Source organism: Streptomyces sp. PTL18, assembly GCF_059510295.1.
In genome coordinates, this window is record NZ_JCAJZO010000035.1 from 1 (window position 1) to 18,954 (window position 18,954).

Here is an 18,954-nt window from a genome sequence, read left to right on the forward strand (position 1 = left end):
ACTCTGAGGACCCGTTCACGGTCCACACCCGCTGGATCGAGACCGAGTTCGTCAACGACTGCTCCGCTTTCGCGCACCCTTCCTGGGAACGGTCAGAGGCCGAGACGCGTGACACGGTGATCGTCGAGGTGGGCGGCAAGCGGCTCGTGGTGTCCTTGCCCTCCGCAGGGTCCTTGCCCTCCGCACCGACGGGTATCCGCGCTCCGGCCCCGGCGACGCACGTCCGCCGAAGGCCGGGCCGGACACCGGCCCCGGCCGCCTCCCACGACTCTCTGACCTCCCGTCCTCCTCGGGGAACGAGGCGGCGCCTGTGTCCGCTCGGCCGTACCGGATGTCTCCCACTGCATGGCCGGGAACGAGGAGGACGCCGTCGAGTACGTCAGGGCTCTGCTGTCGTATCTCCCGTCGAACAACTGCGACGAGCCGCCGGCCCATCCGTACGACGGCCCGGGGATCCGCCCGGAGGACGGGGAACTGAACACCGTTGTCCTGGAGTCCCCCAACCAGCCCTACGACATGCGTCAGGTGATCGAGCAGGTCGTGGACGAAGGCGAGTTCCTGGAGACCCAGCCGTTGTTCGCATCGAACATCGTGACCGGATTCGGGCGGATCGAAGGCCATTCCGTCGGCGTGGTCGCCAACCAGCCCATGCAGATCGGCGGTTGTCTGGACGACGACGCCTCCGAGAAGGCCGCCCGGTTCGTGCGGATGTGCGACGCCTTCAACCTCCCGGTGCTCACGTTCGTGGACGTCCCGGGCTTCCTCCCCGCTGCCGAACAGGAGCACCAGGGCCTCGCCCGCGGTGCGGCCAAGCTGATATACGCGTACGGCGAGGCCACGGTCCCGTTCATCACGGTCGTCACCAGGAAGGCCTTCGGCGGCGCGTACGACGTCATGGGCCCCAAGCAGCTGGGCGCGGACCTCAATCTGGCCTGGCCGACAGCGCAGATCGCACCGGTGGGACCGAGCGCCGCCATCGACAGCCTGCTTCCCTACGAGCATCTCCAGCCCAGCGCCGCGCAGACGATGGCGGCGGAGGAGCGGCGTGGCAGGCTGACGGTCGAATATGAAGAGACGGTGCTGAGTCCCTACCTCAGCGCCGAGCGCGGCGATGTCGACGCGGTGATCGAACCGGCCCGCACACGCGAGTACATCGTCCGCGGACTGCGGGCGCTGCGCACCAAGCGGGAGATCCCCCCGGCGAAGAAGCACGGCAACATCCCGCTGTGAAGGACTGGGGCCACCGGACCCGTTCCGCTGGGCCGGAGAGGCAGTTCACAGCCACGGCACCGAGTGCGCGGCACAACCCGACGCCGCTCACAAGGCGCCGCTGTGGGCACCCTCCTCGCTTCGGCCCCGCCCCGGCGCCGGCACTCGGCACACGTGTGGCCATCCGGTCTGTCGGTGACCACCTGGTCGGCCATATACGTCGTCAGGAAAAAAGGAGAACCGCGCCGGCGGCGAAAGCCATGACCCCGAAGCCGGACAGGGCGCAGAGAGCGATGAAGGCGCTGGGATGTGCCAGCCTCCACGGCATCTGCAGCCCGGGGTAGGCGGCCTTCAGGCGCTCCGCGTGGACGGGTCCGCCGCCCTGTTCCGGTCTGACACCGAGGGCCTCCCACGCCCGGTCCAGTGCCTCCTCGGGCCAGGGTCGCACCGGCAGCATCCGCGACGGCGTTCCCGGGGCGCCGATGACGAGGGCGAAGACCTCGGAGCGTTCCGGGCGGTCGAGGTAGACCGAGTGGTAGCGCACCGCGTCCACCCGGGACGCCCGCCAGGTGTGCTGTCGGCCGAGCCAGGTGGTGTATGTCAGCCGGTCGTCTCCCACCGTCAGGCATGTGACGCGGGCACGCAGCACCATGATCCCGGCGATCAGCAGCAACGGCACCGTGAAGACGGTCACCGCCGCCGGCAGGGCCTGTCCGCCCATCCCCTCGCTTTGGCGCACCCCGACCGCCAGACGGAAGGCCAGGCGTCCCGCACCGATCAGCAGGATCGGGATCAGGGCGAGAAGGACTGGTTTCAGATGCCTGTGCCGGGGACGGATCACGAACTCGGCGGCCAAGGGGTGCTCCTCTCGTCTCTTCGCACGGCCGGTGATCGGAGAAAGGGTCTACGCGATGGGCAGGTGGGCGGCCGGCTGCCCGGGCGTCACATGCCCGCGGGCCGACGGGAACGCGGTACCCGGTCTCGGGGCCGCCGGCGCCGGACCAGCCTGCCGCAGCGGCGTGCGCAGGCGCATCCGTAGAAACCCGTATCCCGCTATGGAGAAACCGCGGTCCGGCGCCGATGCGTGGAAGCTCGGCAACCGGTCAGGCGGGCGGCCGGTGAACCAGTCGGCCGAGCGCGTGCGGCAGGGCCGCTCGGGAGGGGATGCCGAGCTTGCGGTAGATCCGACCGAGGTGGGTCTCGACGGTTCTGGTGCTGACGAAGAGCTGTTCGGCGATCTCCCTGGTGCTCTTTCCCACCGCCGCCAGTTCGGCGATCTCCCGCTCCCGCTCGGTGAGCCGGTCCACCGCCGTGTCGGCAGGTGCGCCGGCGTCGGTTGCGACTGCCGCTCCGGCGGCGCGGGACGCCGACAGCTGGGTCCTGGTTCTGGCGGCCTCCTCACGGATCCGCTGAGCGCCACAGGCCCGAGCGGCCTTCCCCGCCGCGTCGAGCCACTCCAGCGCCTGCTGCGTGCCATGGGCCGCCTGGGCCGAAGGCGCCCCGGTCACCAGGGTCCAGGCGTGTTCCAGCGGCAGGCCCGCGCGGCGGAACGACTCCGCGGCCTCGTGGAACAGCCCGGCTGCCAGGCGGTGGTCCCCCTCGGCGGCACGGAGCGCGGCCCGGGCTCGCCGCACGTGCTGCTGCTGCAGCGGCAGCCCCACCTGCTCGGCCACGACCTGACCCGTCTTGGCCCAGTCGCGGGCGGCGTCGAGGTCACCGCAGCGCAGTGCCGCGACGGAGGCCAGGGCCAGGAGTGCGGGCTGCCAGGAGCGCAGCAACCGCTGAAGCTGCGGGCCGCCGGCCTCGACGAGGGTGCGCAGACAGCCTGCCGGGTCCCCGCCGAGGAACTGGGCGTGGGCGAACAGGCCGACGGCGACGCCGGCCCGCAACGTCCCACGCTTGACCGAGGCCAGTGAACATCCCTGCCCTGCGAGTTCGACCAGTTTGGCGGTCTCCCGCCGCGACCGCGTCCACAACAGCCCCGTCGCCCGCAGGATCACGGCGATCCCCACGGCTTCGTCGGCTCCGCTCGTCCGGGCGAGCAGTTCCGCCTCCCCCGCCCGGCGGCAGAGCGATTCCAGACGCCCCGTCAGCAGGTCGAGATGGCCCAGGGCCAGGAGCTGGTTGATCCGGATGAATCTCCGGGCCGGCCCCCCGGTGGACCCCAGACCTCGTTCAAGATGCCGGTAGGCGTCGTGGAAGCGCTCCTGGGCCAGCTCCGCGCTGCCGAGCATCGCGAGGACGGCGGGCAGGGTGACGGCGGCGGAGTCCGGCTGGGCATCCACGAGGCGTGCGCACTCGGTGACCTCGGCGGCGGCCTCGGGCAGCAGGCCGAGGTGGGTGTCGCCGAGGGCACCCAGGACCCGCAGGTAGGGCACCGCCGGGGCGTTGGCCCCACCCGCCTTTGCCGCCTCGCGGACCAGGTCACGAGCCTCGCCATAGGCACCCCGGAACAACTGCACCCGCCCGTAGGTGGTGATCAGCTCGGCAGCCGGCGCGGACAGCGGAACCGGCAGCGGGCGGGGCACGAGGTCGAGTGCCGTCCGGACCACTGCCTCGGCCTCCTGGTAGCGGCCCAGCATCCGCTCCAGCTCGCCGCAGACGGCGTAGGCGCTCAGCCGCAGATCGTCGGGCAGATCCGACTGGTGCCGCAAGAGGTCGTGCACCAGGGAACGAGCTTCCTGCAGACGGCCCACGGCGGTGAGGGCCCGGCAGCACTGGAGCACCAGCACACCCCCGGCAGCACCGTCCCCGGCCCCGGTCGGCAGGTGGTCCAGCGCCAGGCGGAGCCACCGGGCAGCGACGGCCGGGGACTTGGCCATCGCCTCCGCCGCGCCGTCGACCAGGACGTGCCGGACCTCCGCGCCACCTGCGCCCACCAGGTGCTCGGCGTGCCGGGCACGCTGGACCGCCGGCGCTCCCCGCTTGGTGAGCAGATCCAGGGCCAGCCTGTGGGCGTTCACGCGCAGGGACGGCGAGGCGTGTTCCAGGGCGACGTGACCGAGCACCGGGTGCCGGAAGGCGTAGCGGCCACCCGAGGGCAGCAGCCGTATCAGGTCGGCTGCCGCGAGTTCGGTGAACGCGCCGAGGGTTCGTTCCAGGCCGAGGCCGGCGACCGCGGCGACGTCGTCCGGCAGGAAGGGCTCGCCGAGGACGGCGGCGACCTGGACCGAGGTCGCGGCGTCGGCGGCGACGGAGTCCAGCTCGGTGACGAGGGAGTCGGCCGCCCGGAGCATGCCGTCCCGGTCCGGGCCGGCACTCAACGGCCACTCGTCCGGATCCCACCGTGACGCGACCAGGATCCGCACCATCCGCGGGTTGCCGCTCGACGCGGCGTGCAGTTGCTCGGCGTACGTCCCGTCGTCCACGGGTGCCGGGGAAGCGCGGAGCTCGGTGTGTGCAGGGTCCGGCGCCGTACGGGGGGAGGTGTCCGGGCGAGTGCTCCCGCTGTGGGGCCTCCAGCGGCCGAGCAAGGTGGATATCTGCTGAGCGTCCAGGGGTGCCGGCGCCAGTCGGACGACTGAGCCGGTCTCGGCCCCGTCCTCCAGCACCTCCCTCAACACGGGGCTGGACTGCCGCGACCGGTGCGCCAGAGCGAGGACGAACGGGCCGGTCGGAGGGGTCCGCACGAGCTGCGCGATCAACCTGGCGGAGTGCTCGTCGCACAGATGCACGTTGTCGATGATCAGCACGCCACCGCGCTCGGCCGCCCAGCGCCCCAGTACGCTCCGCACCTCGGCGGCCGCCCCGGCTCCAAAGGCCGGTACGACCGGGTGGTGCCGCACCTCCAGGGCATCCAGCACCTCCCTGATGACCTGGCCCGGTTCCGTCGTCCCGCGCACGGCGTGTCCTCGCACCACCGGTGTCCCTGCAACGGCTGCCCGTTCGGCCAGCATGCCCAGGAGGCTGGTCTTGCCGATCCCCGGATCGCCGGTGACCTCCAGCACCGCCCCCCGGCCGGTACGCAGATTCCGTAGGACGGCGGAAAGACGCTCGATCTCCGTGTGCCTGCCCACGAGAACGGCGCCGTTCTCCCGTGCCGGGTCGTTGGCAGGCAAGCGTTTTTCTCCCTCCGAGTGGATGTGTGCAAGGCGCAGGAACAGCTCTGGCCCGAATTCGTACACCAAGTCGGTCCGTTGGTCGACTGCTCCCGGTTTGCGCGGGAGGGCCGGAGGTCTTTCACGATGGCCCCCCTTGCCGGTGCGGGCCGTGACGCCGGGAGAGCCGGGCTCGGTGGAGAGCCCCCGATCTGCCTCGGCACTCAGGGGGAGCTTCTGAACGATACGGCACCGGACCGGTCGGCCGAGGCGCCTCGCGACCGGCGCATGCCCCCAGTACGCCAGGACCCCGTTCACCGCGTGCGGGGCGGCATCGACGCGGCACCCGCCCCGGGCCACCCCCGGCATCCCACGCCGGACGTCCCGCCCGGCCCCCGCGGCGACTGGTTCACCGACTCGGCGCTGAAGACCTCGCGTTCGCCCGTACCAGGTCAGCGCGGACAGCAACCGCATCGGCGCCCGTCTGGAAGGCCCCCCGCTCCAGAGCGTCGTCGACCGTGAACCGCCCTCCGAGGGAACGCCGGCATCCTGCTCAGCGGATTCTTCGGCTCCAAAGCGCGGGTGGCGGCACTGCGGACGGGGGTCCGCCTGCGCGACACCCTGCACCGTGCAGGCCTGCTCAGCCCGGGGAGCCGCACATGCCACGCGGCCCGGCCACGCGGTGGCCGGCAGCCGGACCGGTGGCGTCCGGGCTGAGGTGTCGTACAGCCCGCAGGGCACGCCGAGGTCCGTGGCAGGGGGGCGGCGTCGGCGCTCCGTGCGGCGGTGCGGCGGGCCCGTGCCGCTCTCGCCGGCAGAGCCGGCGTGGCTGTCGCGGCGGCCGCGGCAGGGCCGAGGACGCTTCTTCCGGACGGCTTGTCAGCGGTGAGCGGAGGGCTTCTGATCCGACATTCCCGATCTACTGTTCCGTCCAGATGATCTTGCCGGTCTTCGTGAAGCGCGTGCCCCACCGGCGCGCGAGTTGGGCGACGATCAGCAGACCCCGCCCTCCTTCGTCCGTGGTCCGGGCATGGCGCAGACGCGGTGACGTACTGCTGGAGTCGGAAACCTCGCAGATGAGAGCGCGGTCCCGGATCAGGCGCAGATTGATCGGTCCGGCCGCGTGCCGGATGGCGTTGGTGACCAGTTCACTGACGATCAGCTCCGTGGTGAACTGCGCATCGACCATGCCCCACTCGGACAGTTGCCGAGCAGCGAGGCTGCGGGCGTCGGCCACCGCGGCAGGGTCGGAAGGCAGGCCCCAGGTGGCCACCCGGTCCGAGTCCAAGGTCCGCGTCCGGGCAAGGAGCAGGGCGGCGTCGTCGGACGGCGGGCGGGTCAGGAGTACGTCGACCACGTTGTCGCCTGTCTCCTTCAGTGTCGGCCTGGGCATCGCGAGGGCGTGGCTCAGCCGGGAGAGACCGGCGTCGACGTCCCGGTCGAAGGCCCCGATGAGGCCGTCGGTGTAGAGACCGATCATGCTGCCCTCGGCCAATTCGAGTTCGACGGACTCGAAGGGCAGGAATCCGAGGCCGAGCGGCGGCCCGGCGGGCAGGCTCACAAAGTCGACGGCACCGTCGGGGCCGACTATCACGGGCGGGAGGTGCCCGGCCCGGGCCAGCGTGCACTTCCCGCTGACCGGGTCGTAGACGGCGTACAGGCAGGTGGCGCCCATGAACGCGGCGACCGGGCTCGCTTCCTCGCGCGGCCCGGCCCCGTCGGCGCCGTGCCCCTCGGCCAGGCCGATGACCAGGTCGTCCAGGTGGGCCAGTAGATCGTCGGGAGGAAGGTCCAGATTGGCGAGCGTGCGCACCGCCGTGCGCAGCCGCCCCATGGTCGCCGCCGCGTGGATGCCGTGTCCGACCACGTCCCCGACGACCAACGCGACCCGTGCTCCGGAGAGCGGGATCACGTCGAACCAGTCGCCGCCCACACCGCTGGGGACATCCGCCGGGAGATACCAGGACGCCGCCTCCAGAGCGGACCCTCCGGTCAGCTCCTGCGGCAGCAGGTAGCGCTGCATGGAACGGGCCGCGGTGCGCTCGCGGGTGTAACGGCGCGCGTTGTCGATGCACACCGCCGCTCGGGAGACGAGTTCCTCGGCGAGACGTACGTCGTCCTCCTCGAAAGGGCCCAGCCTCCGGGACCGGGCGAAGGTCGCCGCACCCATGGTGACGCCGCGTGCCCGCACCGGAACCACCATCACCGAGCGGAAGTCGTAGTCGCGGAGCGAGGCGCCCAGCGACTCGTCCGCGGTGACCCACGGACTGGCGGTCTGGTCCAGGGTCCGTTCCACGAGGGTCCTGCTCTCCAGCAGGCAGCGGGTCACGGGCGACGAGGGGGCACGCCGGACCGTTTCCCCGATGGCCAGACTCGCCTCGGGACAGCCCTCACGAACCGACTGCTGTGCCGCGCGCCGGATGGCAGGCGCCATCCCGACCGGCCCGGGTGCCGGCTCCTCGCCTCTCATCACCGAGTCCAGCAGGTCGACGGCGACGAAGTCGGCGACGAACGGCACGCCGTCGTCGGCCAGTTCCTGGGCGGTCCGCTTCACGTCCAGTGTGCTGCCGATACGCGTGGCGGCGTCGTTGAGCAGGGCCAGGCGCTCCTGCGCCCGCCACCGCTCGGTGACGTCGATCAACATGTACCAGACGCCCACGTGCTGGCCGTGGCGGTCCTTCATCCCGAAGAAGGAGGCCGAGTGCGCAGAATCCTGATGAGGGTCGTCGTGACGACTGCTGCGGAATTCGTGGTCCATCACAGGAACCCCGGTCCGAAGGACCGTGCGCATCTGCTCCTCGAACGCCTCCGCCTCCGGTCTTGGCAGCACCTCCGTCACCCGCCGCCCCAGCCGTCGCTCGAGGGGGACCTGGCGCGCCAGGACGTCGTTCACCCAGACGTACCGCAGATCCGTGTCCAGGACGGCCACGCCGACCGGTGCGTGAGCGAGAAACGGCTCGAGCATCAGCCGGCTCACCCCTCCCCCGGGCATGCGCCAGAAGGCGCTTTCCGGTGGTCGGCCGACGAACCTGCCGAAGGCCAACGCGGCGACCGTGGCGACCAGCACGCCCGGGACGATCTCGTAGATGCCCGACTCGAGCGGCCCGAGCAGTGGATTGATCTTCTGCCAGACAAGCACCGTGGTCGCGCCCGAGACGATGCCTGCCACGGCCCCCGCCCACGTCATCCGGGGCCAGTACAGGGAGAGGAGGACGACCGGCCCGAAGGCGGCTCCGGAACCTGCCCAGGCATAGGCGACGATGTTCAGCACTTCGCCGCCCCGGAGCGCGATCACATAGGCGACCAGGGTGACCAGGACCACGGCGCCGCGGCCGACCCACACCAGCGTTCCGTTCGACGCCCGGCGGCGGTAGAACGCCCGGTAGAAGTCCTCCGTGAGGGCTACGGACGACACCAGAAGCTGGCTGTCCGCGGTCGAGATGATCGCGGCCAGCACAGCGACCAGCATCACCCCGGCGATCCAGGGGCTGAGCAGTGTCTGGCTCAGAGAGATGAACACGGTTTCCGGGTTGTTGAGCGGTTTGTGAAGCCGTGCGATGCCCACGAGGCCGACGAGCGTGGCGCCTGTGAGTACGACCAACGTCCAGCCCGTGTGGATGCGCCGGGCGGTGGGAATGGCACGCACGCTGCGAATGCTCATGAAGCGGGCGAGGATGTGCGGCTGGCCGAAGTAGCCGAGGCCCCAGGAGAGCAGCGAGACGATGGAGACCGCGCTGAGCGCTTGTCCCGCCGACCACTGGCCGTCGGCGAAGGTGGCCGCCGCCCTCATGCCGAGCAGGGTCGGTGTCTTGCCGCGGAGGTCGTCCCCCAACGCGGTGAAGCCTCCGAGCGCCCCGATGCCTACCGCGGGGACCACGAACAGCGCAAGGAACATCAGTGCGGCTTGCCCCAGGTGCGTCAGGCTGACGGCGACGAAACCACCGAGGCAGGAGCAGACGAGGATCACCAGGGCGGTCAGCATCGCGCCCAGCCGGAAGTCGAGGTGGAAGATCTGGTTGAGCAGCAACTCGCCTGCCACCAGGCCACTCGCGATGTAGGGGGTGAAGAACACCAGGGTGACCACGGCCGAGATGATCCGGAGCACCCCCGTGCGGTCCTCGAACCGTTCCTCCAGGTAGGCCGACAGGCTCACGGCATTTCCCGCGCGCTCGGTATAGGTCCGCAACCGAGGTGCCACCAAGAGCCAACTGAGGTAGGTGCCGATCACCAGACCGATCGGGAGCCAACTGGCGCTGATGCCGGTCACGTACACCGCTCCGGGTAGGGCCAGGAACAGCCAGCCGGACATGGAGCTGGCGCCTGCCGACAGAGCGGCGGCCGGAGGGCGGAGCCTGCGGCTCCCCAGGGCGAAGTCGGCGAAGGTGCGGACGCGGGGCCACGCCCACAGACCGATGCCGAGAAGGGCCAGCACATAGACGACGAACGCGGTCAGGCTCGGCGCACTCGGGTCGGTCATCGTGGCCTCCTCGCGCTTGCAACCAGATGCCGGCGGGTTCGGCGGCCTTTTCACCCCTGAAGGTAAATGTACATATAAAAATAAGTATTTCCTGGCCATGAAGCGGCTGACCGGCACAGGGCGGCACCCCCACCGATGGCACCCAGGGACGACCTGCCGCCGGGAAGCGGGAGCCCCTCGGCGATACGTGCCCGCAGATCGTTCCTAATCCTTGAGTAAGCGGTTCCGCTGCATGTCTCCGGCCTCCGCACGAGGGTGCGTGCCGGTCGCACCGAAGGCGCCGCCCGGGGGTACACCGACGCCCGTTTCCAGGGCAGCGGTCCGGGCCCGAAATCTTCTGGTAATCCTCTGTCAACCACATCGGGCGGCAGGGCAACTCTTGCACAGACAGACAGCACAACCGAGTGAGAAGAGGCTGCCACGGCATCGCGCCGGTGATCCCGGTCCAGGTGCGTCGGAGCCGCCCTGTCGCTCCTCCTTCCCGTAGTCGGCCTACTGCGGGTTTCGCAGTGCGCCGGCAGGTATCCCTGCCCTGTCGGCGCGCTGGTCCTCTCCGATGTCCGGGCCAGGGCGGGAAGCCCGTCCGGTCCTCCCTGGTCCCAGGCCTGACCAGGACACCGTTGCATCTTCGATCACCCGCTGCCGTGTGAGGAACCGCCATGCCAGAAACCACTGTGCCCGGATCCGGCCTGCCCGCGCCGTCCGAACCCCCGCCGTCCCCACGGGGCCGTGTCACCCCGCGGTCGGTCCTGGTCTGGAGCGCGGTGTCCCTGACCGGCGCGATCGGATGGGCTGTGCTCGCCCTTTCCCGGGGTGAGGAGGTCTCGGCCCTGTGGCTCGTCATGGCGGCCCTGGGCTCCTACGCGATCGCCTACCGCTTCTACTCCCGGTTCATCGCCCGGCGGGTCCTGGAGGTGGACGACACCAGGGCCACTCCGGCGGAGCGCCTGGAGGACGGTGTCGACTTCCATCCCACCGACCGGCGGGTGCTGTTCGGCCACCACTTCGCGGCGATCGCCGGTGCGGGTCCACTGGTGGGCCCGGTGCTGGCCGCGCAGATGGGCTATCTGCCGGGCACGGTCTGGATCATCGCGGGCGTGATCTTCGGCGGCGCGGTCCAGGACATGGTGGTCCTGTTCCTCTCCATGCGCCGGGACGGCAAGAGCCTGGGCCAGATGGCCCGTGACGAGATCGGCCGGGTGGGCGGTGCCGCCGCGCTGATCGGCGTGTTCGCCATCATGATCATCCTGCTCGCGGTGCTGGCGCTGGTCGTCGTCAACGCACTGGCAGACTCCGCCTGGGGCACCTTCTCGGTCTCCATGACCATTCCCATCGGCCTGTTCATGGGCTTCTACCTGCGCCACCTGCGGCCGGGCCGGGTCGTGGAGGCCAGTGTCATCGGCTGCGCGCTGCTGCTGCTCGCCATCCTCGGTGGCGGCTGGATCCAGAACTCCTCGCTCGCCGAGTACTTCATCTGGTCCCCCACCACCCTGGTCTTCTGCCTGGCCGGCTACGGCTTCGTCGCCTCGGTGCTGCCGGTGTGGATGCTGCTGGCTCCGCGCGACTACCTGTCGACCTTCATGAAGGTCGGCACCATCGGCCTGATGGCCATCGGCGTCGTGCTCGCCGCGCCCATGCTCAAGGCCGCCGACGTCACGAAGTTCGCCCACACCGGAGCCGGGCCGGTGTTCGCCGGATCGCTGTTCCCCTTCCTGTTCATCACCATCGCCTGCGGCGCCCTGTCCGGCTTCCACGCCCTGGTCTCCTCCGGCACCACCCCGAAGCTGATCCGCAAGGAGTCCCAGGTCGCGTTGATCGGCTACGGCTCCATGCTCACGGAGTCCTTCGTCGCCGTCATGGCGCTGATCGCCGCCTGCGTACTCGAACCCGGGCTGTACTACGCGATGAACTCCCCGGCCGCGCTGCTCGGCCCGACCGCGCAGACCGCCTCCCACGCCGTGCAGGGCCTGGGCTTCACCATCAGCCCGGACCAGCTGAACGCCGCCGCCAAGGCCGTCGGTGAGCAGACCCTGATCGGCCGCTCCGGCGGTGCGCCGACCCTGGCGGTGGGCATGTCGGAAATCTTCTCCGGGATATTCGGCTCCGGGATGAAGGCGTTCTGGTACCACTTCGCCATCATGTTCGAGGCGCTGTTCATCCTCACCACGGTGGACGCGGGCACCCGGGTGGGCCGCTTCATGCTGCAGGACATGCTGGGCAACGTCTGGAAGCCGATCGGCCGGGTCACCTGGAAGCCGGGTGTCTGGATCACCAGCGCCCTGGTCGTGGGTGCCTGGGGCTACTTCCTCTACGCCGGTGTCACCGACCCGCTCGGCGGTATCAAGCAGCTGTTCCCGCTGTTCGGCATCGCCAACCAGCTGCTGGCCGCGGTGGCGCTCGCCGTCACCACCACCGTGATCGTGAAGGCAGGCAAGCTGCGCTGGGCGTGGGTCACCGGCGTCCCCCTGGCCTGGGACGTGGCGGTCACCTTCGCCGCCGGCTGGCAGAAGATCTTCTCCGCCAGCCCGAAGATCGGCTTCTTCGCCGCGCGTGACGCCTACGCGCAGGCCATCGACGCCGGCAAGCTCCTGCCGGGCGCCAAGAACATGGACGACATGCACACCATCGTCCTCAACAACACCGTCGACGGCGTGATCATGGCCGTCTTCCTCCTGCTGGTCCTGATCGTCCTCGTCAACTGCGCCGTGGTGTGCGTCCGCGCCGTCCTGGCCACCGAGCTGCTGCCGTCGACCGAAGCGCCGTACGTCGAGTCCCGTCTCGACGTGCCGGAGTCCTCCGGCACCGAGCCGCTGGTGGGGGCGGGCTCATGAGAACCGTCCGGAAGGTCCTGGAAGCGGTGCGCTGGTACGCGCGGGAAATGACCGGCGAGGCGGCGTACGACCGCTACTGCGCAAGGCACCGCAGGCACCACCCGCACGCCCCCGTGCCGGCCCGGAAGGAGTACGAGTGGATGCGCAGCCGGCAGCGTGAATCGGACACACCCCAGGGCGGCTGCTGCTGACGAAACCCCCGCCCCCCTCAGGGGCGGGGGCCCGGTCACAGGCCCCTGGAAAGCACTGCGTTCGTCGGCCCCGCCGGTTCGCTGCCCGGCGGGGCCGACGAGCACCACACCCATGGGTGGCTGCCCGCCCTCCTCACCACGCGTGCACGCGACCCCATCGTCTGCCGACCCCGGACCACTCATGCCGAGACGCCGAACACCCGCGGTTGCGGGCCCCGAACTCGACGACGACCGACTACGCCGAACGCTGAAGGAACTACGCCCCTCGCAGCAGTTGCACGGTCTCGGCGCACAGACCGGCCGTCCGCTGTGGACACCCCTCGCCGAACTGCTGCACACCACGGGCCGTGACTGGGACCGGCGGATACACCGGATCTTCGGGCTGGCACACGCCCTGCCACCGGTCGTCACCGACAGATGGACCAAGGATTGCCCGCGCGACCCCGATGCCCTGGTCGTACACGCCTGCGCAGGAGTCGCCCAGGCGGTCCGCCCCCAGTTGATCCGGCAGGGCGGCGGCCGCCGCTTCGGCGGCTACCGGGCCACTCGGCTCGGCAGGCCGGTGGGACGCAACGGGGAGTACGGCAGCGGCGCCCGGTCGTCACCGTTCTGGGTGGCGACGAAGGCGCAGGCCCCGGTCTTGCGCCAGGCGTCGCGATCGGCGTCCGTCCTGGCGATCACGTACTGGAAGGAGGTGCCCCGGGTGGTCGGCGAGTGCCGGGCCCACTGCGGGGAGGAGGAGTAGCTGACGTGGAAGGGGTCCGCCCCGTGGTGCTCGATCACACCCCCGTCGGCCAGGGCGCAGCCGTGCTGCTTCATGTCGGGGTAGCCACCGCCGGAGTCGGCGAGAGAGCCCCCGCCCCACAGGCCGTTGACCACGAACATCAGTCCGTGCCGGTCGGCGACGCGCCGGAAGGTCTTGGTCAGGGCGATGGCGCCGTCCCGGTAGGCCTGTTGGTCGGCCGTGGACATGGCGGCCCAGTCGATGCCGGGATAGTACGAGCGGGTACCCAGGTCGTCGGCGAACCACCCCGCCATGTGCGGGTTTTCGGCAACCATCTTCTCGAGCACGCCTTCCAGCTTGGACTGGAGTACTCCGCCGGGGCGGAAGTCGTTGAGGTGGCCCCATTCGTTCGCCTTCGGCACGCCGGGCCAGCGCGGTACGGCGGGGCCGAAGTGGCAGGCGTTGATCAGCAGGTCGTGGTATTTGCCCCAGCTGTTGTCGATGAGGCAGTCGAGGTAGATCAGTACGGTACCGCCGGCTGCGGAGACGGTCTTGAAGATCTCGTCGCCGAAGTTGACCCGGCCGGCCACCACCAGGCCGCCCGGTCGTGCGTACTGCTTCAGGTGCTGCAGGTTCTGCTCGTCCAAGTGGTCCTGATAGGCGAGGGCCGCGGACTGCACCGGGCGGTTGGTCAGCCGCCTCGCCGGCGCGGGGGCGGCCGAGGCCGACGCTTTGGGGGTGCCGCTCGCCGGGGCGGTGCCGGTGGCCGGTGTGCCGTGCGGTGCGGAGCTGGTCGAGGTTGACGGCCCGGGGCTCTGCACGGCCGACTCTCCGGACGTACCCGAACCGGCCGTGGAAGCGGCCGTTGGCCCTGACTCGGTGGACGGTCGGCGACCGGCCGCGCAACCGGCCCCGGTGCCCATCAGCGCGAGGGCACCGGTGGAGGCCACCATCCTCAGAGAGTCACGTCGATTCATGGTTGTAGCTCGTCCTGCCCCTGCTCGTAGGTCCTTCGGTTCGTCAAGCCTCACCAACAACCGGACTTCGTACTTCCGTAGTAATACGTAACGCTCCACTGACTCACGACCGGCGTCTCACGCCTCGCCCCGGAGGGTTGGGGAGCCGCTCATCTCCCGCCGCAGCCAAGGTCCGCGCTGCTCCGTTGCGCTGCCATACAGGCTGCCTGTTTTCTGTTTTGCCAATTGACACAACATGATCCGTCTCCGTAGTGTCCTGCCATGTCCGAGACAAGAGGACGGGGTCGTCCCCGCAAGGACCCGGAGAAACTGGCCCGTTGGACTCCGCCGGACGGCTGGTCCCGGCTGGTGGCATGGGTCTCGCCCGAGGAGAAGAAGGCCCTCAAGCGCGTCGCGGTCGAGGCGGAGGTGTCGGTCGCCGACCTGGTGCGTTCCCTGGCGGGCGGACTGGCCGCCGGGGTGATCGACGCCGAGGAACTCATACGACAGGTCCGGAAGGGAACGCAGGCCATGGAGAAGATCCCCACGCTGTTCGAACGGGACGACCGCTTCCGGGTCGTCGACCGGCCCCGCGCCGAATGCGCGTGGGTCTTCGAGGGCGAGGGGACTCCGACCGAGAAGCTCGACGGCACCAACGTCCGGCTCACCGTGCGCTCGGGCCGGCTCGTACGGGTGGAGAAGCGCCGCAACCCCAGCAAGGCACAGAAACTGCAGGGCATAGTCGACGGCTGGTACGTCGACACGGACGAGCACGCGGCCGAGGACAAGTGGGTCCTGGCCGCCGCCCGGAGCACCGACGTGTCCGGCTGGCCGGACGGCGAGCACCCCTGCGAGGCACTCGGCCCACGCATTCAGGGCAACCCGCTCGCGCTGGACGACCACCTGTGTGTGCCGTTCAACCTCGACGTCCCGGTCTACCAGGACGTACCGCGCAGCTACACGGAGCTGAAGGACTTCCTCGCCGAACTGGAGAGCCGATACGCCCCGGGCCACCTGGCCGAAGGAATCGTCTTCCACCACCCGGACGGGCGCCGCGCCAAGATCAAGCGCAAGGACTTTCCGCCGAGCGCCTGACGCTCACCTCACCCGGCACACGACCCGGGTGGCACGACACCCGGCTCTGTCGGCGACATGCGTGAGCACTGCTCCAGCTCTTCGCGCCGCACCGCGGTACGCCGTGCGGGTCGCGGCACAGCCCCGCTCACCAGGCCTCCCGCCGAGTGGTACGGGAGGCCTGGCCGTGGCCTGCGACGACACGAAGACCGCCGCGCTGCACCACGGATCCAGGTGTGCGGACTGCGTGGATTCACCGATGTGCCGGGAGTCCGTGTCGAGCAGCATGGTGTCCGTTCGGAGTACGGCGGCCTGCCCGCGGAGCACTGGCCGGTCCGCGAGGACGGCAGTGCGACCACCGGAGTGCCGGGGGTGACCGGCCGTTCTCCATCTGATCACCAGTCGACGATGCCCCGGGATCCCTCGCCGGAGCACGCCGTGTGCCGTGCCTGGAAGACGGGGACGCCGCTGATGGTCGGGTACACGGTACTCGGCTGCCTGCCGGTCTTGCCGGTGGGATGTCCGTTCGGGCTCACACCAGCCGGGGGTTCGACACCCGCGTCATCAGGCTCGCCAGCGCCGAGCGGGACGGTACGGAGGCCTTGCGGTAGATGGAGTGCAGATGGGTCTCGACCGTGCGCCGGCTGAGGAAGAGCCTGTCCGCGATGGCCTGGTTGCTCAGCCCCTCCGCCACGAGTCCCGCGATCTCCAGTTCGCGCTGCGTCAGCTCGGCCAGTGGCGCCTGCGCGTCGCCGCCGCCGTCCATGACGAGCGGCCGCAAGGCCGCGGCCAGACTCGCCAGCAGACCGGCGTCGCCGTCGACGGCCATCCGGTGGGCTCGTCGCCACATGGCGGCGGCGCGGGACGGCTGACCCGCGCCTCGCGCCAGCGGGACCGCGCGCAGCAGGGTGTGGGCCTCCCAAAGCGTCGCGCCGCTCAGGGAGCACTCCCGGGCGGCCGCATCCAGGAGTTCCAGCGCTTCCGCCAGGTCGCCCCGATGCCCGGCGAGGGCGGATTTCGCACGGAGCGCGGCGGCCCGCTGACCTCCGAGGCCCAGCCGCTCCGCCTCCTTGGCGGCCTGGGCGGCCCAGCGTTCGGCCTGTTCCACGTCGCCGAGGTCGAGGGCGCAGCCGACGAGCGTTTCGAGCCGGGCGGGGCGCATGGAAGGCTGCAGCCGGGTCAGTTCGCGGTCGCCTCCGGCGATCACCAGGGCCTCCTGGGCACGATGGGGGTCGCCGCTCGCGGACGCCGCCTGAGCAAGCATGGCCCAGGCCAGGGACGGCCACCACCCCTCGCCGCCGCCGGCCGCGGCCACGGCCCTCTCGCCTGTCGCCAGCGCCTCGCCGTCCCCCCGCGGGCGGGCCAGGAGCAGGGTCAGCGTCTTGAACGCCAGGACGAAGGCGACGAGCTCACTGCTGCCGATGGCCCGTGCCACGGACTCCGCCTCCCCCACGTGCTCCAGCGCGCTGGTCAGCCGGCAGGTGTTCAGGCACACGTAGGCCCGGCTGGTCAACAGGTGTGGCAGAACGTGGAGTTGGCCGCTGCGGCGAGCGATGTCCAGGCCGCGCGCGGAGTGCCTGTCGGCGTCGGCGTAGCGTTCGAGCAGCGCCTCCGACCAGGACAGCCACGACAGCGCCTCGCACTGGTCCGCGAGAGCGGGATCGGTCAACGCGTCCATCAGGCTGGACGCGGCACCGGCGTGTCCGAGAGCCGCTCGCGTCTCACCCTCGTACGCCTCGCCCAGCGACGACAGTGCCAGGACCGCCGCTTCCCCCGCCGTGTCGCCTCGCGAGCGTGTGACGCCGAGCGTGCGCGTCATGTCCTCCCGCACCTCGGCGTAGGACCTCGTCAGCAAGGCGGTCACGCCCAACGCCAGTCCCAGGGACAGCGCCTGGTCGGGTGGCGGACCCGGGCTCCGCGACAGCTCTGCGCGCAGAAGCGCGGTGGCCTCCGCGTAGTGTCCGAGGTGCCGCTCCGTCATCGCACACAGGGCGACCGCCTCCGCGCGCACCGGGCGCTGGTCGTCTCGCAACGTCACCACCAGGGCGTGCAGCAGGTCCCGGCTCTCCTGCAGGTTCCCGCTGAACCCGAGAGCCCGGGCACGGGCCAGGACGAGTTCGCCGCGCCGCAGTGCGTGGTCGGGTGTGTCGGGCATGAGCCGGAGCACGACGCCGAGGAGGTGAGCAGTCGTGGCGGGGGCGGTGTCGGCGAGTTGGGCGGCGGCCTCGCTCAGCAGGGAGGCCGCCGCGGGGTCCCAGCCGGCCAGCGACCTCTCCACGTGGTGGGCCTGCTCGACCACCGAGGCTCCGGTGCGCGCCAGTTCGGCCGCCGCTCGACGATGCAGCTGCGCGCGTTGCGCGGCCGGGGTGTTCTCATACACCAGGGCGCGCACCAGCGGGTGGCGCAACGTCCACCGGCTGCCCGGGCCGAAACGCAGCAGGTCGCCACGCTCCAGCACACCGGTGTGGTCCGCGATCTCCGCCGCCGGAAGGCCGGTCACCATACCGAGCATGGCGGACGTCGCGTGATCGCCGAGCGTCGCCACCGCCTCGACGACACGGCGCTGCGGTCCGGCCAGGGTGTGCACCTCGTGCAGCAGCAGCGAGGCCAGCCCGTCCGGTATGCCGAGCGGTTCGCCGGCGTGGGGGCGGGCCATGATGCTCTGCAGGGGCATCCCGTTCCGGTAGGCCTGCACCAGGGAGAGCAGGTAGAGCGGGTTGCCCTCGCTCGCCGCGAAGAGCTCCCTGGCGTTCTGCGCGGGCACGTCGCGGGCGAGCGTCTGAACGGACTCGCGTTCGGGAAGCGGCCCCAGCGGCACGTGGAGCACGGTACCGCCGTCGACGCCGCGGGTGAGCGCCGCCGTCAACGGCACTGGCGTCTGTCTGCCACGGCGCGCCAGGAGAAGGAGCACGCGCGAGCGGACAGGATGCCGGACGAGATGGTCCACGAGCTCGCAGGAGGCGGGATCGGCCCAGTGGACATCGTCGATGGCCAGCAGTAATCCCCCGCCGCCCAGCCGCTCCAGCAGGGCGGCGATGCCGCGGTGGAGGCCGAACCGGTGGTCGAGAGCCCCGTAGGACGGGTGGTCCCCTCGCCCCGAGACGACTTGCAGCGCCGCCTCCTCCCTCACCGGGCCGCGTCTCGCGTCCAGCGGGGCGAGATCCGCGTCGGCGAAGGCGTCCGCGAACGGCTGGAAGGGGATGTCCTGCTCGTACTCCGTGGCCCTGCCCCGCAGGACCGTCAGCCCGGCGCGGCGTGCCCGCTCACAGACTTCGGTCAGCAGCCGGCTCTTCCCGATCCCGGGGTCCCCCGCGACGTCGACGACTGCGGGTACTCCCGGCCGGCCGAGTCTCTCGACCACGGCGTCGATCTCCGCGAGCTCCCGCGACCTGCCGACCAGTTGCCCGGACGTCTCCCCCATCGGCATCTCCTTGTGTCCCGTCCTCAGAAACGTC

At 70.9% G+C, this 18,954-nt stretch carries 9 protein-coding genes and 1 pseudogene; 4 read left to right on the top strand and 6 right to left on the bottom strand.

Annotated elements, in window-relative coordinates; genetic code table 11:
- Window positions 1–294: 294 nt before the first annotated feature.
- A pseudogene (locus AC5WS8_RS35260) lies at window positions 295–1,230 on the top strand (acyl-CoA carboxylase subunit beta); the annotation flags it as partial.
- Between the two features lie 202 nt (window positions 1,231–1,432).
- Here the strand turns inward: AC5WS8_RS35260 and AC5WS8_RS35265 are convergent.
- The 3 genes from AC5WS8_RS35265 to putP form a co-directional block, all read right to left on the bottom strand.
- Entirely contained in the window at window positions 1,433–2,065 is a 633-nt protein-coding gene (locus tag AC5WS8_RS35265; RefSeq protein WP_496107591.1) for a hypothetical protein, read from the bottom strand.
- Window positions 2,066–2,312: 247 nt separating this feature from the next.
- The gene (locus AC5WS8_RS35270) at window positions 2,313–5,267 is read right to left on the bottom strand and encodes a helix-turn-helix transcriptional regulator (RefSeq protein WP_496107592.1); all 2,955 of its coding nucleotides are present in this window, start codon (window positions 5,265–5,267) and stop codon (window positions 2,313–2,315) included.
- A gap of 898 nt (window positions 5,268–6,165) precedes the next feature.
- Entirely contained in the window at window positions 6,166–9,723 is a 3,558-nt protein-coding gene (gene putP / locus AC5WS8_RS35275; protein WP_496107593.1) for a sodium/proline symporter PutP, read from the bottom strand.
- A gap of 659 nt (window positions 9,724–10,382) precedes the next feature.
- Between putP and AC5WS8_RS35280 the strand changes: the two genes are divergently transcribed.
- Together AC5WS8_RS35280 and AC5WS8_RS35285 are read left to right on the top strand one after the other, a co-directional pair.
- Entirely contained in the window at window positions 10,383–12,554 is a 2,172-nt protein-coding gene (locus AC5WS8_RS35280; RefSeq protein ID WP_496107594.1) for a carbon starvation CstA family protein, read from the top strand.
- On the top strand, window positions 12,551–12,745 hold the full coding sequence (locus AC5WS8_RS35285; RefSeq protein WP_496107595.1) for a CstA-like transporter-associated (seleno)protein: 195 nt from the start codon (window positions 12,551–12,553) through the stop codon (window positions 12,743–12,745). Before AC5WS8_RS35280 ends, AC5WS8_RS35285 begins: the two co-directional genes overlap by 4 nt.
- Before the next feature lie 534 nt (window positions 12,746–13,279).
- On the opposite strand, the gene AC5WS8_RS35290 is transcribed toward AC5WS8_RS35285, so the two are convergent.
- A complete protein-coding gene (locus AC5WS8_RS35290) occupies window positions 13,280–14,290 on the bottom strand; it encodes a hypothetical protein (protein ID WP_496107596.1) in 1,011 nt (336 codons plus the stop codon).
- 417 nt (window positions 14,291–14,707) lie between these two features.
- On the opposite strand from AC5WS8_RS35290, the gene AC5WS8_RS35295 reads away from it, so the two are divergent.
- On the top strand, window positions 14,708–15,520 hold the full coding sequence (locus AC5WS8_RS35295; protein ID WP_496107597.1) for a hypothetical protein: 813 nt from the start codon (window positions 14,708–14,710) through the stop codon (window positions 15,518–15,520).
- A 374-nt stretch (window positions 15,521–15,894) separates the two neighbouring features.
- Here AC5WS8_RS35295 and AC5WS8_RS35300 read toward each other — a convergent pair whose 3' ends face one another.
- Both AC5WS8_RS35300 and AC5WS8_RS35305 read right to left on the bottom strand, forming a co-directional pair.
- Window positions 15,895–16,035: a hypothetical protein gene (locus AC5WS8_RS35300; protein WP_496107598.1), complete on the bottom strand. Its 141-nt coding sequence runs from the start codon at window positions 16,033–16,035 to the stop codon at window positions 15,895–15,897.
- Window positions 16,032–18,920: a helix-turn-helix transcriptional regulator gene (locus AC5WS8_RS35305; protein ID WP_496107599.1), complete on the bottom strand. Its 2,889-nt coding sequence runs from the start codon at window positions 18,918–18,920 to the stop codon at window positions 16,032–16,034. The genes AC5WS8_RS35300 and AC5WS8_RS35305 overlap by 4 nt, the downstream gene beginning before the upstream one ends.
- Window positions 18,921–18,954: the final 34 nt, after the last annotated feature.